This window comes from Micromonospora sp. NPDC048842 (assembly GCF_040649935.1).
In the GTDB taxonomy this organism is placed as follows: Bacteria; Actinomycetota; Actinomycetes; order Mycobacteriales; family Micromonosporaceae; genus Micromonospora; species Micromonospora hortensis.
The window spans coordinates 247647-270394 of the sequence record NZ_JBEZGK010000009.1 but is presented as its reverse complement, the minus strand read 5'-3'; the positions used below and the strand labels follow the sequence as shown (position 1 = coordinate 270394).

22 protein-coding genes and 2 tRNA genes are annotated in these 22748 nt (G+C 70.5%); 8 read left to right on the top strand and 16 right to left on the bottom strand.

Annotated elements, in window-relative coordinates; all coding sequences use genetic code 11:
- Positions 1 to 639: 639 nt before the first annotated feature.
- Positions 640 to 864 carry a hypothetical protein gene (locus tag AB0C19_RS16125; RefSeq protein ID WP_112584164.1) on the top strand — a complete coding sequence of 75 codons (225 nt, stop codon included), beginning with the start codon at positions 640 to 642 and terminating at the stop codon, positions 862 to 864.
- Between the two features lie 28 nt (positions 865 to 892).
- On the opposite strand, the gene AB0C19_RS16120 is transcribed toward AB0C19_RS16125, so the two are convergent.
- From AB0C19_RS16120 to AB0C19_RS16095, 6 genes are all read right to left on the bottom strand, one after another.
- On the bottom strand, positions 893 to 1690 hold the full coding sequence (locus AB0C19_RS16120) for a carbon-nitrogen hydrolase family protein (protein WP_357185256.1): 798 nt from the start codon (positions 1688 to 1690) through the stop codon (positions 893 to 895).
- 140 nt (positions 1691 to 1830) lie between these two features.
- Complete coding sequence (clpX, locus tag AB0C19_RS16115) at positions 1831 to 3126, bottom strand: ATP-dependent Clp protease ATP-binding subunit ClpX (RefSeq protein WP_357185253.1); 1296 nt, start codon at positions 3124 to 3126, stop codon at positions 1831 to 1833.
- Positions 3127 to 3335: 209 nt separating this feature from the next.
- A complete protein-coding gene (locus AB0C19_RS16110) occupies positions 3336 to 3998 on the bottom strand; it encodes an ATP-dependent Clp protease proteolytic subunit (RefSeq protein ID WP_030333536.1) in 663 nt (220 codons plus the stop codon).
- Positions 3999 to 4008: 10 nt separating this feature from the next.
- Complete coding sequence (locus AB0C19_RS16105) at positions 4009 to 4650, bottom strand: ATP-dependent Clp protease proteolytic subunit (RefSeq protein WP_007464111.1); 642 nt, start codon at positions 4648 to 4650, stop codon at positions 4009 to 4011.
- 245 nt (positions 4651 to 4895) lie between these two features.
- Positions 4896 to 6242, bottom strand: a complete 1347-nt coding sequence (gene tig / locus AB0C19_RS16100; RefSeq protein WP_354945627.1) for a trigger factor — start codon at positions 6240 to 6242, stop codon at positions 4896 to 4898.
- 138 nt (positions 6243 to 6380) lie between these two features.
- Positions 6381 to 6454: transfer RNA gene (locus AB0C19_RS16095), tRNA-Pro, on the bottom strand.
- Between the two features lie 313 nt (positions 6455 to 6767).
- Here AB0C19_RS16095 and AB0C19_RS16090 point away from each other — a divergent pair.
- Both AB0C19_RS16090 and AB0C19_RS16085 read left to right on the top strand, forming a co-directional pair.
- Positions 6768 to 6841: transfer RNA gene (locus AB0C19_RS16090), tRNA-Gly, on the top strand.
- 199 nt (positions 6842 to 7040) lie between these two features.
- Positions 7041 to 7433 (top strand): hypothetical protein, encoded by a 393-nt coding sequence (locus AB0C19_RS16085; protein ID WP_357185248.1) that lies wholly within the window; start codon positions 7041 to 7043, stop codon positions 7431 to 7433.
- Positions 7434 to 7505: 72 nt separating this feature from the next.
- Here the strand turns inward: AB0C19_RS16085 and AB0C19_RS16080 are convergent, their stop codons facing one another.
- Together AB0C19_RS16080 and AB0C19_RS16075 are read right to left on the bottom strand one after the other, a co-directional pair.
- Positions 7506 to 8336 (bottom strand): hypothetical protein, encoded by an 831-nt coding sequence (locus tag AB0C19_RS16080; protein WP_357185245.1) that lies wholly within the window; start codon positions 8334 to 8336, stop codon positions 7506 to 7508.
- Positions 8333 to 8842 carry a SigE family RNA polymerase sigma factor gene (locus tag AB0C19_RS16075; RefSeq protein WP_357185242.1) on the bottom strand — a complete coding sequence of 170 codons (510 nt, stop codon included), beginning with the start codon at positions 8840 to 8842 and terminating at the stop codon, positions 8333 to 8335. The genes AB0C19_RS16080 and AB0C19_RS16075 overlap by 4 nt, the downstream gene beginning before the upstream one ends.
- Positions 8843 to 9021: 179 nt before the next feature.
- Between AB0C19_RS16075 and AB0C19_RS16070 the strand changes: the two genes are divergently transcribed.
- The 3 genes from AB0C19_RS16070 (at position 9022) to AB0C19_RS16060 (ending at position 12699) form a co-directional block, all read left to right on the top strand.
- Positions 9022 to 11172, top strand: a complete 2151-nt coding sequence (locus AB0C19_RS16070; RefSeq protein ID WP_357185239.1) for a M14 family zinc carboxypeptidase — start codon at positions 9022 to 9024, stop codon at positions 11170 to 11172.
- 145 nt (positions 11173 to 11317) lie between these two features.
- Positions 11318 to 11512, top strand: coding sequence for a hypothetical protein (locus tag AB0C19_RS16065; RefSeq protein ID WP_146765853.1), 195 nt, complete (start codon positions 11318 to 11320; stop codon positions 11510 to 11512).
- Between the two features lie 86 nt (positions 11513 to 11598).
- Positions 11599 to 12699 (top strand): HEXXH motif-containing putative peptide modification protein, encoded by a 1101-nt coding sequence (locus AB0C19_RS16060; protein ID WP_357185236.1) that lies wholly within the window; start codon positions 11599 to 11601, stop codon positions 12697 to 12699.
- Positions 12700 to 12738: 39 nt separating this feature from the next.
- Here the strand turns inward: AB0C19_RS16060 and fxsT are convergent, their stop codons facing one another.
- From fxsT to AB0C19_RS16045, 3 genes are read right to left on the bottom strand one after another with little or no spacing between them, the layout of a single operon-like run.
- Positions 12739 to 15939 (bottom strand): FxSxx-COOH system tetratricopeptide repeat protein, encoded by a 3201-nt coding sequence (gene fxsT / locus AB0C19_RS16055; RefSeq protein WP_357185233.1) that lies wholly within the window; start codon positions 15937 to 15939, stop codon positions 12739 to 12741.
- Positions 15936 to 16940: a trypsin-like peptidase domain-containing protein gene (locus AB0C19_RS16050; RefSeq protein WP_357185230.1), complete on the bottom strand. Its 1005-nt coding sequence runs from the start codon at positions 16938 to 16940 to the stop codon at positions 15936 to 15938. The genes fxsT and AB0C19_RS16050 overlap by 4 nt, the downstream gene beginning before the upstream one ends.
- A 57-nt stretch (positions 16941 to 16997) precedes the next feature.
- Positions 16998 to 17369, bottom strand: coding sequence for a CU044_2847 family protein (locus tag AB0C19_RS16045; protein ID WP_357185227.1), 372 nt, complete (start codon positions 17367 to 17369; stop codon positions 16998 to 17000).
- Between the two features lie 130 nt (positions 17370 to 17499).
- On the opposite strand from AB0C19_RS16045, the gene AB0C19_RS16040 reads away from it, so the two are divergent.
- Positions 17500 to 18264, top strand: a complete 765-nt coding sequence (locus AB0C19_RS16040; protein ID WP_357185224.1) for a class I SAM-dependent methyltransferase — start codon at positions 17500 to 17502, stop codon at positions 18262 to 18264.
- Between the two features lie 172 nt (positions 18265 to 18436).
- On the opposite strand, the gene AB0C19_RS16035 is transcribed toward AB0C19_RS16040, so the two are convergent.
- Complete coding sequence (locus tag AB0C19_RS16035; protein ID WP_357185221.1) at positions 18437 to 18982, bottom strand: hypothetical protein; 546 nt, start codon at positions 18980 to 18982, stop codon at positions 18437 to 18439.
- Between the two features lie 139 nt (positions 18983 to 19121).
- Between AB0C19_RS16035 and AB0C19_RS16030 the strand changes: the two genes are divergently transcribed.
- Positions 19122 to 19466: a hypothetical protein gene (locus tag AB0C19_RS16030; protein WP_357185218.1), complete on the top strand. Its 345-nt coding sequence runs from the start codon at positions 19122 to 19124 to the stop codon at positions 19464 to 19466.
- Positions 19467 to 19477: 11 nt separating this feature from the next.
- Here AB0C19_RS16030 and AB0C19_RS16025 read toward each other — a convergent pair whose 3' ends face one another.
- The 4 genes from AB0C19_RS16025 to AB0C19_RS16010 all read right to left on the bottom strand — a co-directional run bounded on the left by AB0C19_RS16025 (position 19478) and on the right by AB0C19_RS16010 (position 22646).
- On the bottom strand, positions 19478 to 19945 hold the full coding sequence (locus AB0C19_RS16025; protein WP_112584153.1) for a ribose-5-phosphate isomerase: 468 nt from the start codon (positions 19943 to 19945) through the stop codon (positions 19478 to 19480).
- An 87-nt stretch (positions 19946 to 20032) separates the two neighbouring features.
- Positions 20033 to 21232 (bottom strand): DUF1015 family protein, encoded by a 1200-nt coding sequence (locus tag AB0C19_RS16020; protein ID WP_357185215.1) that lies wholly within the window; start codon positions 21230 to 21232, stop codon positions 20033 to 20035.
- A 90-nt stretch (positions 21233 to 21322) separates the two neighbouring features.
- Entirely contained in the window at positions 21323 to 21838 is a 516-nt protein-coding gene (locus tag AB0C19_RS16015; protein ID WP_357185212.1) for a hypothetical protein, read from the bottom strand.
- 181 nt (positions 21839 to 22019) lie between these two features.
- Positions 22020 to 22646: a disulfide bond formation protein DsbA gene (locus tag AB0C19_RS16010; protein WP_357185209.1), complete on the bottom strand. Its 627-nt coding sequence runs from the start codon at positions 22644 to 22646 to the stop codon at positions 22020 to 22022.
- Between the last annotated feature and the right edge of the window lie 102 nt (positions 22647 to 22748).

The following is a 22748-nucleotide window of genomic DNA, read 5'->3' as shown; positions in this document are numbered from 1 at the left end:
ATAATTGGCACTGGCTTTACAAGCACCCTGTTGAGTTCTCAAAGAACAACCACACACCGACCAGAAGCCCCACCACAGTGGAACCCCAACCGGGGTATTTCCCGCTCTCGCACCCGGCGCTTTCAGCGCCAGGCACTTTTACTACGTTACCCGCTCGTTTCCGCCGTGTCAAACCGATATTTCGCGGTTCGTCATTGCTTCAACCCGATAATGCGGGTGGTCTTGCTTGCTCGAGTCCACGATGACGCACGTCGTTGCCGACGTTCGTTTCTGTCGTGGGAAGCCGCAGACCGGCCGATCGCCGCTTCGCGGCTCTCCGCCCGGCTCCTGCCGGCTTCGAAACTCTACCCGGTCGGCTTCGCGTTCGCAACCCCGTTTCCGGAGTGTTCCGCACCGCCCGATCCTCAGTCTCGCTCGGCGTTCCCGCCACGAGCCTGGCGCCCGTTCTCGGCCGGTTTGTCCGGCCTCCCCCGTGCAGAGAGAAAGTTACGCGGACGGCCCGGAGAAGGCAAATCAGGGTTCATCACTGGTTCGGACGAAGAGCCCTCGCCGGCCCTCGCCGGCACCAAGGACGCGAGCACCCCGCCTCCCCGGCTCAGCCGAGGACGCGGGCCACCTCGACGTGCCAGAGTGTCAGTCATGGATGAGTCCGGGCACGGTGCCAGGGTGTTCGCCGAGGAGGCGCTGCTCGGCCTCATCGGGCCGTTCTGGCAGGTGGTGATCGGTGCGGTCGTGCTTGTCGTACTTGTGCTCTCGGTGGGACGGCTGGCCCGACGGGGCAGGTCCCGGATGACCACGGCGCTGCTGGTCACCGCAGCGGCCATCGCCGGGTTCGCGGTGATCGGCGTCCTGCTGGAGGGCTGAGGGTCTCCCAGCCGGCGCGCAGGGCAGCTCAAAGCCGGCGGTTGGCCAGGCTGGGCAGTTCGGCGCGGATCGTGTCGAGCCGCTCCAGGTCCAGGTCGACGACGGAGACCCCCGGGCCGTCCGGCACCTGACCGATGACAGTCCCCCACGGGTCGACCACCATGCTGCGCCCGAAGCAGGTGCGACCTGGCTCATGGTCGCCGGTCTGAGCGGCCGCAGCCACGAAACACTGGTTCTCGATAGCCCTGGCCCGCAGCAGGACCTCCCAGTGGTCCCGGCCGGTGTGCATCATGAAGGCGGCCGGAACTACCAGCAGCTGCGCGCCGCCATCGGACGCGAGTAGCCGGTACAGCTCCGGGAAGCGCAGGTCGTAGCAGATCGACAGGCCGACCCGGAGCCCCTCGACGTCGACCACCACCGGTTGGGCCCCGGGCGCGACGCTCGCCGACTCCCGGTAGGAGACCCGACCGGGGATCTCCACGTCGTACAGGTGGATCTTGCGATAGGTCGCGGCCAGGCTGCCGGAACGGTCGAAGACCAGCGAGGTGTTCCAGGTGTGGTCCCGGTCCGGGCCGGCCTCGTGGAACGAGCCGGCCACCAACCAGATCCCGAGCCGCCTGGCGACCCCGGCGAAGAAGCTGCCCACCTCACCGTCGACCGGCTCCGGTTCGGGCAACCCAGCCGCAGGACCCAGGTAGTCGACGTACTCCGGGAGGACGGCGAGATCCGCGCCGCCGGCGGCGGCGCGCTCCAGTAGGGCCTCCGCGGCCGCCAGATTGGCCTTACGGTCGTCCCGGGCGTTCAACTGGCAGACGGCGACACGCATGAGCAAAGGGTACGGCTGGAGGGCCGCTGACGGACAGCGTCAACAGTCTGGCCCGCACGGGTGGTGGTCACTGGCGGACGGCGCCGAACACGATCACGCCGGCCGCTCAGGATCGAACGGCCGGCGTGATGCGGGAAGGATCAGGCGGACTTCTCTTCGCGGTCGCGCCGAGCCCGGCGCCCGGTGAACTCACGCGGCACGATCGTCGGGTTGACGTTCTCCAGGACGACCTCGCGGGTGATCAGCACGCGGGCGGCGTCGGGGTTGCTCGGCACCTCGTACATCGCGGAGAGCAGAACCTCCTCGATGATGGCTCGCAGACCACGAGCACCGGTGCCCCGCAGCATCGCCTGATCGGCGATGGCTTCCAACGCCGGCTCGTCGAACTCGAGCTCGACACCATCCAGCTCGAACAGGCGCTGGTACTGCCGGACCAGTGCGTTGCGCGGCTCGGTGAGGATCCGAACGAGGGCGCTGCGATCCAGGCTGCGGACGTTGGTGATCACCGGCAGCCGGCCGACGAACTCGGGGATCAGCCCGAACTTGAGCATGTCTTCCGGCATGACCTGGCTGAAGATGTCGTCGGTCGACCGATCGGAGACCGACCGGAGCCGGGCGCCGAAGCCGGTGCCGCCCTGCCCGGTGCGGGACTCGATGATCTGGTCGAGCCCGGCGAAGGCGCCACCACAGATGAACAGCACGTTGGTGGTGTCGATCTGGATGAACTCCTGGTGTGGGTGCTTACGGCCACCCTGCGGCGGCACGTTGGCCACAGTGCCCTCGAGCATCTTGAGCAGGGCCTGCTGCACACCCTCGCCGGAGACGTCCCGGGTGATCGACGGGTTCTCCGACTTGCGGGCGATCTTGTCGACCTCGTCGATGTAGATGATGCCGGTCTCGGCGCGCTTGATGTCGTAGTCGGCGGCCTGGATCAGCTTGAGGAGGATGTTCTCCACGTCCTCGCCGACGTAGCCCGCCTCGGTCAGCGCTGTGGCGTCGGCGATGGCGAACGGGACGTTCAACATCCGGGCGAGGGTCTGTGCCAGGTGGGTCTTGCCGCACCCGGTCGGGCCGAGCAGCAGGATGTTGGACTTGGCCAGCTCGACGGCGTCACTGCCGGAGCCCGGCGCATTAGCGGCCTCGGCCTGGATCCGCTTGTAGTGGTTGTAGACCGCTACGGCGAGCGCCTTCTTGGCCTGATCCTGACCCACGACGTAGGTGTCGAGGAACTGGCAGATCTCCATCGGCTTGGGAAGCTCTTCCCACTTCACCTCGCCGGACTCGGCCAGCTCCTCTTCGATGATCTCGTTGCAGAGATCGATGCACTCGTCGCAGATGTAGACCCCTGGGCCCGCGATGAGCTTCTTGACCTGCTTCTGCGACTTGCCGCAGAAGGAGCATTTCAGTAGGTCGCCGCCGTCACCGATCCGTGCCACCTACGTTCTCCCTGCACTCATCGGCCGGAGACCCGGCCCTGACCTGCGGACGTTGCGCGCCGCCCGGCTTAGTTCGCGCCGCCGGCCCAACCGGCGAAGCGGTACGGACCCGACGTTACCCGCTGGCGGGGCATTCTCCGACCCCCAAAACGGGTGTGTCAGAGGTCGGCCGGGAACGGAGCCCCGGCCAACCTCTGACCCGGTACAGCTCAGCGGGCGGCGTTGGCCGCCAGCAGACCCTTCTTGCGGCTGGTCAGGATCGTGTCGACCAGCCCGTACTCCTTGGACTCCTCGGCCGTCATGATCTTGTCACGGTCGATGTCCTTGCGAACCTGCTCGATCGGGCGGTTGCAGTGGCGGGACAGCATGTCCTCCAGCTGCGTACGCATCCGCAGGATCTCCCGGGCCTGGATCTCGATGTCCGAGCCCTGCCCGTAGCCGCCCTCGGTGGCCGGCTGGTGGATGATGATCCGCGAGTTCGGCAGGGCCATCCGCTTACCCGGGGTGCCCGCCGAGAGCAACACCGCCGCCGCGCTCGCCGCCTGCCCGAGGCAGACCGTCGAGATGTCCGGACGGACGTACTGCATGGTGTCGTAGATCGCCGTCATGGCGGTGAACGAACCACCCGGCGAGTTGATGTACATGATGATGTCGCGGTCCGGGTCGGTGCCCTCGAGCGTCAGCAGCTGGGCCATCACGTCGTTGGCCGACGCGTCGTCCACCTGGACGCCGAGGAAGATGATCCGGTCCTCGAAGAGCTTGTTGTACGGGTTCGACTCCTTGACCCCGTACGACGTGCGCTCGACGAACGACGGCAGCACGTAGCGGTTGTGCACGGCCGCGAACTGGGGCGGCAGGCTCAGATCGGTCATCGTCAGCTCCTCAGCTCAGGGTCCCGGCGCCATCCGGAACCTGTGCGGCTCCGATGATCACCTTGTCGATGAAGCCGTAGTCCATGGCCTCCTGGGCGGTGAACCAACGGTCCCGGTCCGAGTCGGCCTCGATCTGCGACTGGCTCTGGCCGGTGTGGTGCGCGACCCGCTCCTGGAACATCCGCTTCGTGTAGAGCATCTGCTCCGCCTGGATGGCGATGTCGGACGCCGTGCCGCCCAGACCACCGGACGGCTGGTGCATCATGATCCGTGCGTGGGGCAGGGCGTACCGCTTGCCCTTGGTGCCCGCGCAGAGCAGCAGCTGACCCATCGAGGCAGCCATGCCCATCGCCACGGTCGACACGTCGTTGTCGATGAACTGCATGGTGTCGTAGATCGCCATGCCGGAGTAGACCGAGCCACCCGGCGAGTTGATCCACAGGTTGATGTCGCGGTCCGGGTCCTCCGCGGCGAGCAGCAGCAGCTGCGCGCAGATGCGGTTGGCGACCTGGTCGGTCACCTCACTGCCCAGGAAGATGATGCGTTCCTTGAGCAACCGGTTGTAGACCGAGTCGTCGAGGTTGCCAATGGAGTCGCCACCGCGCGCGTCAATCGCCCGGAGCGACTTCTTGGGGATGTGCATGTCGGTCATGGCAGCCCTTCGCTCTCCGTACCGTCTTTCCCGACACTAACCGCTGTGCGGGGCGGCAGAGTCCCGGTCGGGGCAGTGTTCGCTCTCAGCGCAGCTGTGTCGGGTACCCGCGGCGCGGGCTTCCGGGCGTACCCGGCAGTGCTTACCGCCCGGGCGTACCCGGCAGTGCTTACCGCCCGGGCGTACCCGGAAAGGAAACGGCCGCCGTCCGCCGCTCAGCGGCGGACGGCGGCCGCACCCGACGATCAGTGGTCGTGGTTGTGCTCCGCCTCGTTGGCGGCGCGCAGCGCGTCGAGGGTGATCCCGTTGCCTGCCGAGTCCTTGATCGTGATCTTCTCCATGACGGCCGCGAGCGCCTTGCCCCGGCGCACGTCGCCGAAGACCGCGGCGGCCGCGCCGGAGCGCACCAGCTGGTCGTAGTACTGCTGCGGGGCCATCCCGGCACGCTGCGCCCGGTGCACGATCTCGTGCCCGAACTCGTCGTCGGAGACCTGCACGTCCTCCGCGTCGGCGAGCGTGTCCAGCAGGAGCTGGACCTTGACGCCCTCGGTGGCCGCCTCGGTCAGCTCGGCGTCGATCTGCTCCTCGGTCTTGTCCTCGGCCGCGAGGTACTCCTCCATCGAGGCGCCGATCCGCTCCAGCTGGTCGACCATCGCCTGCTTGCGGCTCTCGACCTCCTCGCGGACGACACCCTCCGGGGCCGGGATGTCGGCGGCCTCGACCAGCTGGGCCAGGGCCTTGTCCCGAGCGGCGTAGATCTGCTCGACCTGCTTGCCCTGGGTGACCCGCGCCCGCAGGTCGCCGCGCAGCTCCTCGATCGTGTCGAACTCGCTCGCCATCTGGGCGAACTCGTCGTTGAGCTCCGGCAGCTCCTTCTCCTTGACCGTGCGCACGGTCACCGCCACGTCGGCGTCCCGACCGGCGAAGTCGCCGCCGACCAGCTGGGTGGTGAAGGTGGTGTCGTCACCGGCGGCGAGGCCGACCACTGCCTCGTCGAGGCCCGGCAGGAGCTGCTTGCTGCCCACCTCGTGGGAGATGTTGCTGGCCTGGCCGCCCGGCACGTCCTCGCCGTCGACGGTGGCGTTCAGGTCGATCTGGACGTAGTCGCCCTCGGCGGCGGCCCGCTCGACGGTCTTGAGGGTCGCGAAACGCTCCCGCAGGTTCTTCACCTGCTCGTCGATCTCGCTCTCGTCGATCTGCAGCTCGTCGACGGTCACCTCGATGGTGCTCGCGTCCGGGATGGTGATCTCCGGGCGGACGTCGACCTCGGCCGTGAAGTTCAGCGAGTCACCGTCGTTGAACTCGGTGATCTCGACCTCCGGGCGCCCCAGCGTCTTCAGGTCGTGCTCGCGCACCGCGGCGAGGATGTTCTCCGGGATGGCCTCCTGGACCGCCTCGTTGAGGACGGTGCCCCGGCCCACCCGCTGGTCGATCACCGCGGTCGGCACCTTGCCCCGGCGGAAGCCCGGAACCTGGACCTGCGAACCGATCTCCCGGTACGCCTTCTTGAGGCTCGGCTCGAGCTCGACGAACGGCACCTCGATGGCGAGCCGCACGCGCGTCGGGCTCAGAGTCTCGACGGTGCTCTTCACAGGCGTACTCCTTGACGGATCTCAGTTGAGTCTGGGCGTGATTCAGCCCATCGAGTGTAGGCGAGCCGGCCTGACGCTCCGGCATCGCCCGGGGACCGCACTGGGCGGCACCCGGGGCGGCCCGGCCGCGGACGACAGTCGGGGTGGCGGGATTTGAACCCACGGCCCCTCGCTCCCAAAGCGAGTGCGCTACCAAGCTGCGCCACACCCCGTGGCGACGTGCAGTCTATGCCGTCGCCACGCCTCAGTCGGTGCCGGGGCATCCCCCACCCGGACACATCACCCGAAAATTACCATTCCGCTCCGCCCACGTGCCGCCACGATCCGCAGGGCGATCCCAAGATCCGCACAACTTCACGGATCTAGTGGCCTCCTCGCGCGGCGAGGCCACTACATCCCGGATGCTGTGCGGATCTTGGGCCGCCGGGTCGCGGACGGCGCGGCACCGCGGGGCGGTGACGCGGTTACGCGTCGGGCCTCGACATTGGGTACGCTGTGGGCGCGTCCCGTTTCGGCGGGAAGCACGCGGGCGTAGCTCAATGGTAGAGCTTCAGTCTTCCAAACTGACTACGCGAGTTCGATTCTCGTCGCCCGCTCCAACGCCCTCCGGCCCAGGTCGGAGGGCATTTTAGTGGGCGGCCTGTGCCTGTGCGATCCGCGAGCCGGCGCTCGACGACCAGCGGCTGCACAACGACATCTGCTGAATGGCGCTGACAGGCGACCAGCCGGGCGCCGGGAGTTCGATGTTTGCCGATACGGCCGCTGCGCGGACGATGGCGGATGGCCGAGACTGTAGCGATGTCAGCCGTTGGCGAGGGCGCCCCGCGCCGGCAGGTCGGCGCTGCCGCCCTGCTCATCGTCGTTGGCGTGCTCGTCCTCTTCGTCCCCGCCGGTGATGAGGGCCGCGTTCTCGTGCCCGTCAGCGAGGGTCACGGGCTGTCCGCCGTCGACGGCGTGGGCGCAGCGCTGCTGGCGGTAGGTGGTACCTGGCTGGAGGTGCTGGTGGTACGACGCCTGCCGTACCTCGCCCTGACCCCACGGGCCCTGTTCGCACTCGGCCTGCTGGCCGGTCTCGGCGTGGGGCTCCTGATCGCCTCGGTCTTCTCGGGATTCTTCTGGTGGTGGGCTGTCGGCGCCGCCACGCTCGGCATTGCCCTCCTCATCCTCGTGCCCCTCACAGCGCGCCGCTGAGAGAACGGCAAGGCCCAGGTGAACGGCACGGTGCCGGCACCTGGACCCACTCGGCGAGGCCGAGTCGCCGTGTCACTTCAGATGGAACCGATCGTCCACGGCGAGAGCCGCCAACTGCGGCACGGAGAACGGCAGCTTCGTCAACGCCGGCCGACCTTCGTCCAGCCGTACGCCCTGTGCCACGAAGACCACCACGCCGTCCGGGTGCCGGTACGCCGACCACTGGTCGAGCCGATCGTCGCCGCTCGGTCGGACCACGACGCCGACCCGCACGGCTCCGACGGTCTCGACCTGACACTCGCCCCGCATGCCCCAGAATGCCTGGGCCAGGTTGCACGGTTCCATCGGCAGCTGGTTGCCGGCGTCGTACGCCTCGACGATCACGCGACCGGTGCCCTTGCCCTGCGCCACCGCCACCGAGGACGAGTAACTCCACACGTCGACGCCGTCCACCTTGGCCTCGAACTGCGCCTGGTGGGTCCGCAGCGTCCGCTGTTCTGCGGACCGGCCCGGCGGATCCTCCGGCGCGGTGAAACCGGCGGGCACGACCGAGACGGCCTCAGTGAGCAGGTGGACCCCCTGGTCGTGCTTGGACCCGGCACGGGCGGTCCGGTCCTCCTGCGGTTGCCCGTCCGGCCCGGTCGGCCACGGCTCCTTGGTGTCCGGAGAAGCCAGTGGCCCCTGGCCCGCCGGTTGGTAGACGTGGCCGTCCGGGGTGGCGACGGCCGCGAAGCCGGTGACGGCCAGCACGACAGCCGCCGATCCGAGGGACGCCCACAGCGCGCGTCGACGGAAGTGCGTCCTGCGTGCCGCGCCGAGCGCGGCCGTCGTACTCAATGGTGGTGGCGGGGTCGTCCCCGCCATCTCGCTGCGCAGCCCCTCGCGCAACTCCTGCTCGTTCATCGCTCCCCCATCTCGATCCCGCTGTAGGTGGGTGTCAGGAGGCCGCGCAAGGTGTCGAGCCCGCGTGCCGCCTGGCTCTTCACCGTCCCTGGAGAACACTCCAGCAGCGCCGCGACGTCCTCAATCGACAGGTCCTCCCAGTACCGCAGAACCAGCACTGCCCGCTGACGCGGTGCCACCCGGGTCAGCGCCTGCAGCAGCACCAGTCGGCTCTCCGGCGAGTCGGGCGGGGCCGCCTGTTCGGCGTCCTCCCCACCCACCCGTTCACGCCGCCACCAGCCGCGGCGGCGCTCGTCGAGGAAGGTCCGGATCAGGATCCGGCGTACATAGCTGTCGAGCACCTCGTGCCGGGAGATCCGGTTCCAGACCCGGTAGAGCTTGACGAACGTGGTCTGGACCAGGTCTTCGGCACGGTGCCAGTCGCCGCACAGCAGGTACGCGGTGCCGCGCATGGCACCGGACCGTGCCGCGAAGTACTCGGCGAACGCCTCGTCGCGATCGCTCATTCAGGCCTCCGATCCCCGTTTCGAGTTAGTCACGCGGGGTCTGCACCAGGGGGTTGCTCCGGATCTCGCGGACATGTCACGGGATCAACGCCGGGAAGGCGCGGAGGGAACCTTGACAGGTGTCGATCTGTGCACTGGTGTAAGGACCAAGCACATCGACGTCCGTCACAGGAGGGCACATGATCGTCCGACGACGGTGGACAGCTGCCGCCACCACAGTGATCCTGTTCAGCGCAGTGTTGTCCCATCCCACTTCCGGAGCGGCCGCACCAGCCGACCCGGCCGCACCGATCGCTCTGAGCGCCACCGAAACCGCTGTGGTCCGAGTCCAGCTCCGCGATCAGGCCCAGCTGGACCGGCTCGTCGCCACCGGCGCGGACCTGGCCAACCGGCCCCGGGGGCGGGACGGCCGGATCATCGCCGACCTGGTGCTCAGCGGCGCGCAGCTCGACGACCTGACCGCGCAGGGCGCGACGGCAGTGCAGATCGTGCAGCGCGCCGGGGACGGCAACCGGCACTACGCCGCCAGCGTCCGCGCGGCACAGGCCCGCACCGCCGCCGGGCTGCGCGCGCCGGCCGCGGGCCAGCGGTCCACCGCCGCCGCGACCGCCGTGGACACCCTCCAGGTGCAGCAGGCGTACTGGTGGACCACTACCGGACAGACCTTCCTGCAGGCCCAGGTGGCCACCACCGCCACCGACGACCCGGACGTGGAGATCACCGTCAGTTGGCGCACCGCGGACGGCACCACCGGCTCGTTCCCGCTGTACCGGTTCGAGGACTCCGGCGAGTACCAGTACCACTACGCCCTCCCCCAGCCGGTGCCGAACCGACCGGTTCAGCTGACGGCCACCTCCAGCCTCGGCGGGGTCAGCCGGGCGATCACCCCGACACTCTGGCCGAACGCCTCCCCGCCGCCGCTGCCGGCCGGCTACCAGAAGGACTTCATCGACGCGTACCTGACGCCGGTGGACATCCAGGCACGGATCAAGCGGCTGGCCCGCCAGTACCGGGACCTGGTGGACGTGATCGACCTGCCGAACAAGACCCAGGGATACCGACGCAACGCAGTCGGCTACCTGGGCGACCCGGCGGTGGCCGCCCTGGTCGTCGAGTCGGTCCGCTTCGGCGACCAGAACATGAACGGCGTCCAGGTGCGGACTGTCGACCCGGGCCGGACGAACCGGCCACTGACCGTCGGCTACCGCGACCGCGTCCTCACCGTGTCACTGGCCACCGACACCGCGGGCAAGACGGTGAGCACCACCGACGAGGTCGCGGCGGCGATCAATGCCCGTCAGCCGGACCGGTTCCGGGCCACCGTCGAGGACGGCTCGGCCGGGCTGCCGATGCCCGTCGCCGGCCCCACCCGACTCGACGACGGCCTCCAGGGCACCGAGGTGCCGGCTCGGCCGTGGACGGTGCAGGCGCTGCGCCTCGGCGTACACCGGGATGGCTCCCGGGTCGGTGTGCTCGCGTACTCCCAGGAACACGCCCGGGAGTGGGCCACCCCGCTCGTGACGCTGGAGTTCGCCGAGCGGATGCTGGCCAACGCCCGGACCGACCCGGCCACCCGTGAGCTGCTGGAGCAGGTCGACATCTTCGTCATCCCGATGGTCAACCCGGACGGCGCGAACTACTCGTTCAACGACTTCAACTTCCAGCGCAAGAACCTCGTCAACCACTGCACCGGTGCGGCCCGCGACCCGAAGAACCGCACCTCGTGGGGCGTCGACATCAACCGCAACTACACCGTCGGGTCGTACTTCGACGGCTACGTGGGCGCCAGCGCCAACTGCCTGTCCGGCACCTACGCGGGCACCGCCGAGCTGTCCGAGGCGGAGAGCGGCAACGTGATCGCGCTCGCTCAGGACCACCCGAACATCAAGTTCGCGATGAACGTGCACTCCTACGGCGGGTACTTCATGTGGCCGCCGGGGGCGTACCGGGCCGACGGCAGGGTCACCCTGCCGCGACCGTCGATCGACGAGTCGACGCTGTTCCTCAACAGCGCCCGACGGATCGTCGGCGCCATCGCTCAGGAGCGCGGCACCGTCACCTGGCCGTCGCAGACCGGACCGGTCGCCGACGTGCTCTACTCCGCCGCCGGCAACTCGGCCGACCAGCTCTACTACGAGCTGGGCATCTTCGCCTGGGACTTCGAGGTCGGCAACGACCGGTGGAACCCGGCGACCAACCAGTGGGAGGGCGTCGGCTTCCAGCCGCCGTTCGACGAGGCGCACGGCGAGTCCCAGGAATACGCCGGCGGGCTGGTGGAAATGGTCCGGGTGGCCCGCGACCACGCCGCCGCCGAGGCGGCCGCCGGCTGACCCGCGGGTCCGTACCGCCGCCGGCAGCAGCCGGCGGCGGTACGGCCCATGACGGGCGACCCCCGGTGACGGACGGTAAGCCGATGGTGATCACAGACGTTGACGTGTTTTGATGTCAGGACGCCTGCGCCAACCCGGGACATCGATGACTGAGCAACCCGCACCTGATCACCTCGTTGTGGTCGACGTGTTGACGCAGGGTCTGAGCCACCTGCTACGCGACGAGGATCCGGAACTGGCCCGATGGATCGAGGAACTGGTCGCGACACTGAAGAGTCCCCGGCAGACGACGCTGGCCGGCTGGAACAGCTTCCTCGACCCCGGCGCCGACTCCAGCTGACCCGCTCGGAGTTCACACACCTGGCCGACGGCCGGGCTGGCCCGGCTGCCATCCGCGCTCTGCGGCGCGCGCAACGCAACCGCACGATGCTCGTCCTCAAGAACCTGGCCGACACCGACGACGCCTTGGCGGCGTCGGCGCACCTGCTCGGCCACGCCCACCGCCTCGACCCCGCCGCCGCGGACGTGCTGCTCGATCACCCGTGGCTCGCCGTCTGGGCGATCGAGCGGGTCCGGCACGGCGCGACCGGCCGACCCGACTACCTCCCGTTCGCGGCGCTCGCGGCGGCCGCCCTCAGCGGTCGGTCGGACGCGTCGGTGCCGGTCACACCCTGTGCGGGCCTGGTGCCCGTGCCGGGCCTCGGGGTGCTGCGTCGACACGGCGGCAGCACAGCCGTGACGCCAGCCGACCTGACCGGACGCCAGTGGACGCCCACCCGCTGGTGGCGCTTCACCGACCAGCCGGTCACCCTCGACCTCCGCGTCGACGACCTGGACCCCTACCGCGACTGCTTCGGGCTACCGGTCGCCGCCCGGCTCTCCGCACCGCAGGCCGCGGAGCTGGAACGGTCCATCGGGCACGCCTGGGACCTGCTCGTCGGGTACGCCCCGACGCACGCCGCCGAGGTGGCCGCCGGGATCAGCACCTTCGTACCGTTGGCCGACGGCACCGAGCGTGGGCACAGTGTCACGCACGCCGACGCCTTCGGGGCGTTGGCCGCCGACGCCAACCTCGACCCGGTGGATCTGGCCGTGACGATGGTGCACGAGCTGCAACACAGCAAACTCAACGCTGTCCTCGGCCTGGTCCAGCTGCACGAACCCGCCGACCCGGTGCGGTACTTCGCGCCCTGGCGTCCTGACCCCCGTCCGATCGGTGGGCTGCTGCACGGCACCTACGCGTTCACTGCCGTCGCCGAGGTGTGGGCCGCGCTGCGCGCCCAACCGGAACTGGCGGCCCAGGCCACCGCGCGGTTCGCGGTGGTGCGGGCGCAGTTGGAGCGCGCCGTGGTCGAGCTCGCCCGGGCCCGAAGTCTCACCTCGGCCGGGCGGCTCTGGGCAGAGCGCCTGGCCGAACGGATCGGCCACCTGGCCGCCGTGCCGGTCCCGGCGTCCGCCGACGCCGCCGGGCGCCGGGAGGTGGCGCGGGCCGAGCGCGACCGGCGACCGACGATCACCACCCGATGAGTCCAAGGCTCGGTGCGGCCACCGCCGGTGGGCGAGGCGTCAGGTCAGCCCGACGGTCTCGATGTCACACTCGATGCGCCGCTGGCCCCGCGCGGCGTCCACCTCCGGATGGTCCGGCCCGAACACGGCCTCCAGCGCCGCGGCAGCCTCGTCGAGCAGCTCGCGACCCCGATCCTCCTCGCCGACCTCGATCAGATCGACCGACGCGTTGACAGCACAGTAAAGCGTGTACGGATGCCCCGGCCCACGCAGGCGACGCGAGTCCTCGAGGATCGCCTGGGAGAGCACCTGCGCCTGCTCCAGCCGGTGCGACCGGACCAGGTTGATCGCCTGCGCGGAGCGCGCGCTCAGCAGGTACGGATGGGTGGGCGGCAACGCCTCGCCCATCGCCTGCAGGGTGGCCGCACCCAACTCCCGCGCCTCACGGTCGAAGTTGCGAGCCCGCAGGATCACCCCGAGGTTGACCGCAGCGCAGAGCGTGACCGGATGCCGCTCCCCGAAGACGGCTCGGAAGGTGGCGTGCCCCTGGGCTGCCAGGGCGTACGCCTGGGTCGCGTCGCCCGCAGCGCGCATGGCGTTCGCGCAGGTCATGCCCGCCTCCGCGGCCAGCACATGATCGGTGCCGAAGCGGCGGGTCACCAGCCGGTAGTTGGCCGCGCCCTCGGTCACGGCGGCGTCGAGCCGCCCGGTCTTGCGCAGGCAGGCGATGTGGATGCAGGTGGCGCGCAGCACTGTGAGGTGCTCCGCGCCCAGCAGCGACCGCTGCACCGGCAGGGAGCTGTCCAGCAGTTCCAGCGCGTCGGCGTACCGGCCCAGGAGGTAGAGGTCGCGCGCCTGGGCCTCCTGGGCCAGCACCAGTGAATAGGTGCCGTCCTCGGCGGCCGCACCGGCGTGCCGCGCCACTTCGAGGTTGAGTTCGTACGCCCCTGCGAAGTCACCACTCAGGCGAAGGTTGATTGCCATCGAGTTCATCACCCGCAGCGTGCTCGGGTGCCCGTCGCCGAGCACCCGGCGGTGCACGTCGAGGTTGCGCCGGTCGAGGTCGGCCGCTGCCGTGAAGTCGCCGATCCGCCGCAGGTCCGCGCCGACGCTGTTCGCCGCACCCAGTGTGTACTCGTGCTCCTCACCGAGGCTCGTCCGCATCCGCTCCAGCGCTTCGAGGCTGAACGCGGCCGCGCGCGGGTCGGCGAGCAGCCGCAGGGCGTCCGCGTACCGTCGCATCGCCAGCAGAGTCAACGGGTCACCGCTGCGCTGGCCGTCCGGACCGGGCTGGTCCCAGGCGGCCAGGATCTCCTCCGCGAAGTCCCGACAACCTTCGAAGTCACCCAGGTTGTAGATGTAGCGCAGCTGGTCCATCGCCGTCCGGCGGGCGTCGAGGTCACCGTGGATCAGACCGGCGACGCGGACGTGTGGCGCGATGTCGGCGTGGCGGGGCCAGGTGCTCCGGTCGTCGGGGAAGCCCGGGTTGGCGGCGGCCAGCAACCGGCGGGCGTGCGTCAGCGGGCTGTCGTCGCCCTGCTCGGCGAGCCCCTCCCGGATGACCGCCTGCACCAGTCGGTGCACCTGTACGTGCCGGCTGGCGTTGTCCGCCTTCGCGAGCCCGAGCGACGCCAGTTGCCGGATCGCCCGGGCTATGTCGTTGCGCTCCTGGAGGCTGGTGCGCAGCGGTTCGTCCAACCCGGCGCGGCGCCCCTCCCAGAGCAGGCGCATCGGGACCGGGTCGGGGCTGAGGAAGGCGAGTAGCTGGATCAGCTGCGCGGCTGCGGGATTCTGCTCGCGTACCGCGGCGAGCGCCATCGACACCACGGTCAACACGGTGCCCCGGTACTGCCGGGGCTGCCCCTCCCCCAGCAGCTCCCGGGCGTGTTCCTTGAGGTCGACGAGGTATTCGTCGACCGACGACAGCATGGTGAGCAGCCAACTGACTGCTTGTTCCAGGGCGAGTGGCAGGTCGCCAAGCTCCGCGGCGAGCCGGCGGGCGTCGTCGGGGCTGGTCGCGGGACGCCGCTTGAGCAGCAGTTCCACGCTCTCGGCTCGGGTGAACACGTCGACGTCCAGGGTCATGGCGCTCGCCGACCAGGCCATGTTCCGCGACGTGACGAGGACGTGGCCGCGTTCGCCGACGAGGTTCGACGAGGGCATGAGCGGAGCCAGCTCGTGCGGGTCGTCGGCGTTGTCGTAGACCAGCAACCAACTGAGCGAACTCGTCGACAGCGAGTCGAGGACCGTCCGCACGGTCTGCTCCAGGCTGGCGCTCGCGGCCAGGCCGAGCCGCTCGCCGAGGGCAGCGATCGAGGTACGCAGCGCACTGAGATCCTCGGCGGCCATCCACCAGATCAGCTGGTAACGGTCCGCGTACCGGTAGGCGAACTCGACAGCGAGCTGGGTCTTGCCGACCCCACCGACACCGCGCAGCGCCGCTTCCGGCAGCACCGAGGCCCGGTGCTGTGACGACAGAAGCTCGTCGAGCGCGACGAGCTGCTTCTCCCGGCCGGTGAAGTACAGGTTGCGCGGTGGGACGCCGCCCCGGATGAGAGTTCGGGATCGCTGGGGTGTCGTCTCCTCGATGATGATCGTCCTGCGCATGTCGGATTCAGGTTCCTCTCCACCGGCCTCGGCCGGTGCCGCCTGGTGCGGGGATCGTAGCGACGTCCAGTGCGCCTTCGCAGCCATGCGCATATCGTCGAGGTCGGCGGTGGTGAGCCGCAGGGCCGCCGCCGCGTCCCGCAACCACTGCTCCAACGGCTTGCCGTCCGACTCGAGGCCGGCGAGGACCAGGCCCGCCAGCGCCACGGCGGCCGGGACCTGCCAGTCACCCACCGGTTGCCAGCCGACGGCCTCCACCAGGGCGGGCAGGTCATCTGGCGACTGCGGATGATCCGTGACTGCCGCGACGGCCCCGGTCACGACCTCGGGCGGGACGTCAGTGAGCAACTGTGCGAGGAGCCAGGAGAGGTAGATCTGCTGGGCGGAGGTGACCGCGCTGGCACCAGGGTGGAAGTTGGCGATGACCTGCAACAGCATCGACATGCCCCGGGGCTCCTGGGCGCAGGCGCGCACGATGCGGTAGACGTCGTACCGGACCTCGGAGTGCCGGGGCACCGACAGTCGCTTGCGCAGTTCCCCCTCGACCTCGTCGAGGTAGAGCGAGCGGGTGTTCCCGTCATTGATCGAACTCATCGAGAGCAGTGCGTCGCAGATGGCTTGCACCTGGGCGCTCGGCATCCGGGGCGTCGTCACCGATTGTCCTCCGTACCCGTCAGCAGACCGAGGCTCTCGGCAAGGTCACGGAAGGCCCGCAGTGGCGTACTCGCCGACCCTTCCGTCAACAGCAGGACGCGATAGAGAGCCGCGATCCCATCCTCGTATTCTAGGGCCGTCCGAATCAGGCCGAACATGTCGAGACCCAATGGCCCGAATGGGTTCACCATCCGGCTGATGTGCGGCGGCAGCGACTGAATGACCAATTGACGGCTGTCGGGGTGCCGGAGTACCGGGATTTCCTCCAGCAGTCGGGCCAGCGCCATCTTTTGCGCGAACGCGAGCGGGGCGGGTGCCGGCCGGGGCGTCGCCCGGGCGACGGCTGTCAGCGGGCCGGACGGCAGCAGGGCAGGCGGCAGCTTGCCGGGCGGCAGCAGGGCAGGCGGCAGCTTGCCGGGCGGCAGCAGGGCACGCCACTGCCCGACGGGCAACATCCAGCCGACCAACTGCTGGCCGACGCTCGCGCGGGCCAGCACCATGCCCACCACGGCGCCATCCGGGCCGTACACCCCGGCACCGCTGAACCCCCTGTCGATTCCGGCCGTGGCAGGGGAAACTCGGTCGAGTTGACGCCATCCGGTGCCCGCGTCGACCGGACCGACCGCCCGCGCCAGCACCATGACGGACGCCGGGGTGTTGGCCGGAAAACCCACGATCCGCACGTCGAACTCGTCGTCGCCGCGATCGGCCAGCGTGGCGGGGGCGGACGCCAGCGGCGCGGCGCAGCGCAGGAGCGCCAGGTCACCGTCGCCCGCTGGGCCGACACCCCGGGACCAGGTCACCTCGGCGGCGACCCGGGTGCCGGGGTGGCTCGGTGTCTCGACGAGCACCCCGGGCTGACCCGCCCCGGTGCCGTCGCCGACGACATGCCAGCAGGTCAGCACCAGCTCACTGGTCAACTGGATGCCCGCGCCGACGACCGACGAGGAGTGGCCACCGAGTATCCGCACCCGGCCGGCGAGCGACCGGGTGCCGGTCATCCGTGCTCCGCCAACCACTCGACGAGGACGGCCGTTGGCCGACGGCCGGCGCTGCGGTCAGTCATGCGCGGCGTTCTCCTGCGCGCCGGCCCCGTCCTCAGCCGCCGACGGCAGCGCGGGGACGGGCGAGGTCCAGATCAGCTTGACCTTCAGGTGGCCCTGCGCGCTGGTGCGGGCGACGACGGCACCCGCCTCCGCGGTGAGGGTGACACCGATCTCGACCTCCACCTGATCGGGGCGCACCGCCACGCCCCGGACCACGCCCAGCGCCGCGTCGAGCGCGGGCTTGATGTGGGCCAGTGCCATCTCCAGCGTCTGCCGGGCGGGGCGTATCCGGTCGAGCAGACCGACCCGTTCCAGATCGGTGCCAGCGTGTTCCTCGACGAGGAGGACGCCCTGATCAGTCTCGAAACGAAGGAGATCCGCCACGTGACAAATTCTCGCCGAAAGATCGTTCGGAATTGGTGTCAGATCACTGACAGGAGTCATTGCGTGCACAGTGCGCCGACACCTGGCACATCTGCTTGCCATCACCACTGCGGCCTGTCAGCCTGACGCAATGCAGGATACGGCGACCTTCCAGGATCTACTCCGCGAAGGCGTCGACGCATCCGTGGATGGTTGGGACTTCTCCTGGTTCGACGGCCGCGCGACAGAGCAGCGGCCGTCCTGGGGATATCTGAAACTCATGGCAGCCCAGATGAGGGTGGCCCGCGCCGCACTGGACATCCAGACCGGCGGCGGCGAGGTGCTCTCCGAGGTGCCGGCATTCCCGCCGGTGACCGTGGCCACCGAGCACTGGCCGCCCAACCTCCGGCTGGCCCGACGCGCGCTCGAACCACGCGGCGTGCGGGTGGTCGACGTCGCCGAGGACGCGCCGTTCCCGTTTCCCGACGGGACGTTCGACCTGGTGGTCAGCCGGCATCCCAACGTCGTGCTCTGGGACGAGATCGCCAGGGTGCTCACTCCCGGCGGGCAGTACCTGGCCCAGCAGATCGGCCCTGGCTCGAACCGGGAGCTGGCCCAGTTCCTCACCGGTCCCCGCGAGGTCGGTGACGAACGCAGCCCGGCCCGCGCCGCCGCCGACGCGCGAGCCGCCGGCCTGGTCATCGACGAGCTGCGGCACGAAGCGCTGCCGACCACCTTCAACGACGTGGCAGCGGTGGTGCACTTCCTCCGCAAGGTCATCTGGACGGTGCCGGACTTCACCGTGGACCGCTACCGGGCCCGCCTCGCCGATCTGCACGACCACATCCGTCGCCACGGCCCGTTCGTGGCCCACGCCCAGCGCATCCTGGTCCGGGCGCACAAGCCCGAGCACTGACGCGAACGTGCCGCCACCGCTGGGCGGAGCAGGTCCCACGAACGGGTACCGGTCGGAGCGGCCGGCCACGGATGAACCGCGGCCGGCCGGGTAAGCAGCGACCTTGCCTGGTGGGGAGACGACCGGGTGCACGGGTGGGCGGTCCTGGACCGGCCCGCCCGTGCACGCCCGGTCAGTTCGAGGAGATCCAGTTCCAGGCCGAGACGACCCACTCGGTCTGCTGGAGCCACGCCACCCCGAGGCCGACGAGGAACACCGCCGTCGCCAGGTGCGCACCTCGGGCGCTGCGCCGGACCCGGCCCAACTGCCGCTCCCACACCACCCGGCCGATCAGCCGGAACAGGGCGAACAGGCCGAGGGCCACCAGCAGGCTGAGCACCAGCACCAGCAGCGGGCCGCTCAGGTCGCCCTGGCCGGACAGCGCCCAGATCCCCCAACACACGAACGCGAAGAGGCCTGCCGCCGCGCTCCATTCACCGCCGCGTCGAAGCTGCGCCATCCGGGAGCTGAGCGAGCGACGGGGCATCGGTTCGCCGGGCCAACCGGTGCCGGTCGGCTCCTGCTCGACCACCGGGAACGGCTCCGTCCGCGGGGTGCGGCGCTCACCCACCGGAGCGACCCCCCGGCGGAAACCGTCACGCTGCGGCGGCACCCCGACGCCGGCCTGCGGTGGCACCTCCACGGTCCGCTCCGCCCACGGCTGCGTCTGGTCTGCCATCTCGTCCTCCCCCTGACCGACGGCAACAGCACCGCCTTGATTCGAGGGTAGCCAGCCGGCAAATCGGTCGCCGACCCCGGCCGGGAGGCGCGGCCCCGCGACGGTGCCGGATCGAACCCGGCCAGGGTACGGTCGGCTGATGGGTGACAGCGACCGACGACGGCGACGGCTGCGCCACCACGGCGACACCGAGACGGCCAGACCGGGCGCTAACGGCCCGACGGTCAGCACGCCGGGCGTGCACGACGGTGACGAGCCGCCGCCGCCGCGACGCAGGAGCGCGGGCGGCGACGAGCGCGACGGCGAGCGGGGGCTGCGCGGGTTGGTCGGTTCCGGCTCGTCCCAGGTGGGGCTGAGCGCCGCGCTACGGGCCCGGGACGCGGCCCGCCCCACCGACGACGACCTGGCCGAGGCGGAAGCCCGGGTGGTGGTCGTCCGGCGAAACTGGGTGCCCCGCGAGGAACTGCCCCGCTCGCCGCGCTGAGCGCCGCACGGTCAGGGCAGGTCGGGGAGCTTCCGGGTCCGCTCGTACTCGGCTACCTGGGCGATCCGACGAGCGTGCCGCTCGTTGCCGGAAAACGGCGTGTTCAGGAACGCCTCGACGATGCCGGTCGCCTCGTCCAGCGTGTGCTGGCGGGCACCGATGGCGACGACGTTCGCGTCGTTGTGCTGACGGGCAAGCTGAGCGGTCTCGACGCTCCAGGCCAACGCGGCGCGGACGCCGGCGACCTTGTTCGCGGCGATCTGCTCACCGTTGCCGGAGCCACCGATGACCACTCCGAGGCCCGTCTCGTCAGCCACCACCTGGTCGCCCGTGTGCAGGCAGAACGTGGGGTAGTCGTCGTCCGGGTCGTAGCTGTGCGGGCCGACGTCGACCACGTCGTAGCCCTGCATGGCCAGGTGGTTGGCCAGGTGCACCTTCAACTCGAAACCGGCGTGATCGGATCCCAGGTAGACGCGCATACCGGGCAGTCTGTCAGGCCGCGCTCGGGGACGTCACAGGGGCGGCGTCCCCGAGCCGGGTTCGTCACACGGTCGTGCGGATGACGCTCAACGCGGCAGCTCGGCGACGACCAGACCGCCGCGCGCCTTCGGGGTGAACCAGGTGCTCTTGCGGGGCATCTTCTCCCTGGCCAGGTTGACGGCGACGAAATCCGCCACGGTCACCGGCGCGATCAGGATGGCCAACTCGGCCCGCCCGGCGTCGACCTCACCGGTGAGCCAGCTCGCCGGGTAGTCACCGCCGACGTAGGTGATCCGCTTGTCGCCCGGGTCCAGACCGAGCGCGTCGCGCAGCACCAGCCGCTCGACCAGGGCGTGGTCAAGGTTTTCCAGGCCGGCGGAGGCGGTGGCGGGCAGGCGCACCGCGTACCCCTGGCCGTCGAGGCGGAGGTGCACGGTGCCGCCGGCCGCCGGGACCTCGACCGGGCCGTCGATCGGCTCGACCTCGGCGCCTGCGGCCCGCAGCCGGTCGAGCAGCTCGGCCGGGGTGGTGGTCAGCTCGCTGACCAGCCGGTTGTACGGCTGGATGGCCACCGACGCGGGGGTGGTGACCACGGCCAGGAAGCGCGGCAGCCCTCCGGTCTGGGCGGCAAGGCTGCGGTGGTTGCCGTCCGCGACGACCAGGTCCCCGCCACCGGCGAGGGCGGTCAGCGTGGCCTGCTCCGGGCCGGGGCCGAGCAGCCAGATGGCGTGCGTGCGCCCCGCCTGGTCGGTGTCCGTCGCGGCGGGCGCACCGGCCGTGTCGGTCGCCGCGGCGAGCGCGGCGTGCAGCTCGTCGCCACGCCCGGTCTGGAGCAGGAGTACGGGTGAGAGCAGGTGCCCCAGCGCGTCGGCCAGCGCCACCCGCTCGCGCACCTTGGCGATGAAGACGTCCTCGTTGCGGATGACCAGGCCCGGCTCGTCTGCCCGGGTGGAGATCTGATCGGTGTCCACCATCGCGAACAGCCCGTACGCCGGCTCCTCGCCGGGCGCGCTGATCCGGTAGAGCACCACCACCTGCTCGGCGGGGGTGTAACTGCCGTCGGCCTTGGCCTCGGCGAGGCGGGCCACCGCGTCCGGCAGCGCCTCCAGGAACGACTTGCCCAGGCTCTGCGGGGCGCGATGCGGCATCTCGATGCCGAGAGCGCTGTGCGGGTTCGACTCGATGATCGCGGTGATCTCCGCGTCGTCGGCGAACTCGTCGTAGTTTTGCGCGCCGGTGCCGCCAGTGGTGACCCAGGCCCGGGTGATCGGATGCACGACCGTCATGCCCACTGACGCTACCGGCGACGGTGTCGCCGCCGACGGGGACCCGCGGGGGCGTCCACCAGATGAAAGCGCCCGGTGGGGCCCGGCCGGTCAGCCGGCGCGATCGGAGGTGCCCCGGCGGTGCTTACCTGCGCTCACCGGCCCACCGTTGCCACGCCGGCCGGTCCCGATCGGCCCCGTGTTCAGGGCGCGGCGGGGCGACGCGGGCGGCCCCGGCACGGGACGGTCGGGAGGAGGCGTGGGAACGGGCCGCGGGCTCAGCGGCGGCGTCGGCACCGGGCGCGGAGGAGCCGGCGCCGGCGGCGGAGGAGCCGGTTCGGCCGGTGCCGCTCCCGACGGCACCAGCGCCGGCGCGTTGGTCGGCACCGCGTCGATGGACGACGGCAGTGGGTCGACCGCTCTGGGCGGGGTGAGCCGGGAGGTCACCGGGACCCGGGCCACGCCCACCACGATGGGCGGCGCGAGTAGATCCACCAGGTGGGCGGGCAGGTCCGGGCGGACCGTCGGCCAGCGGGAGTCGTCAACGGACCAGTAGTCAGCGCCGGGAGTCTCGATCACCCCCTGCCGGGTCAACTGATCGTCACCGGACGCACGGTGCTTGGCCATCGGGATTTGCCTCCACGAACTGCGGCGTGCGGCCCTACGGGTCGCTGCGGCGGACACCGAGGGAAACGACGCCGCCCGCCTCCCGGTGACGCCACAACCCTCCGCCGACCTCGGCACCCGACGAGAAACGCCCCCGTCCGCGCGACTGACGAAGCACGGACGGGGGCGCGGTGGTCGTCGCTCAGTCGAAGATCGGGCTCTGCTCGCGGGTGCGCTTGAGCTCGTAGAAGCCCGGGGTGCCGGCGACAAGCAACACGCCGTCCCAGAGCCGGCCGGCGGCCTCCCCCTTTGGCGCCGGAGTGATCACCGGGCCGAAGAACGCGACAGGGGCGCCGTCCGGGCCTGGCGCGTGCACGACCGGAGTGCCCACGTCCTGCCCGACCGGGCGCATGCCCGCCTCGTGGCTGGCCCGCAGCGCCTCGTCGTAGTCGGTGCTGTCGGCGGCCGCGGCCAGTGCCGGGTCGAGGCCGGCCTCGGTGAGCGCGGCCACGTACAGCTCCGGACCCCGCTCCTGCTTCTGCAGGTGGATCCGGGTGCCGAGCGCCGTGTAGAGCGGGCGCAGCACCTCGTTGCCGTGCAGCTGCTCCGCGGCGATGCAGACCCGCACCGGGCCCCACGCGGTCTTCAGGAACTCCTTGTAGTCCTCGGGCAGCTCGTCCCGGCCGTCGTTGAGCACGGCCAGGCTCATCACGTGGAAGCGGATGTCCACATCCCGGATCTGCTCGACCTCCAACAGCCAGCGGGAGGTGATCCACGCCCACGGGCAGGCCGGGTCGAACCACATGTCGGCGGTGACACGTTCGGTCACTGTGAGATCCCTTCGCGACGGGTGGCGCCGACAGGTCGGCGTCTCAGGAGAATCTTCACCCCGCAGCGCATCGACCGGCACCCGAATGAGAGCGTGACCTCG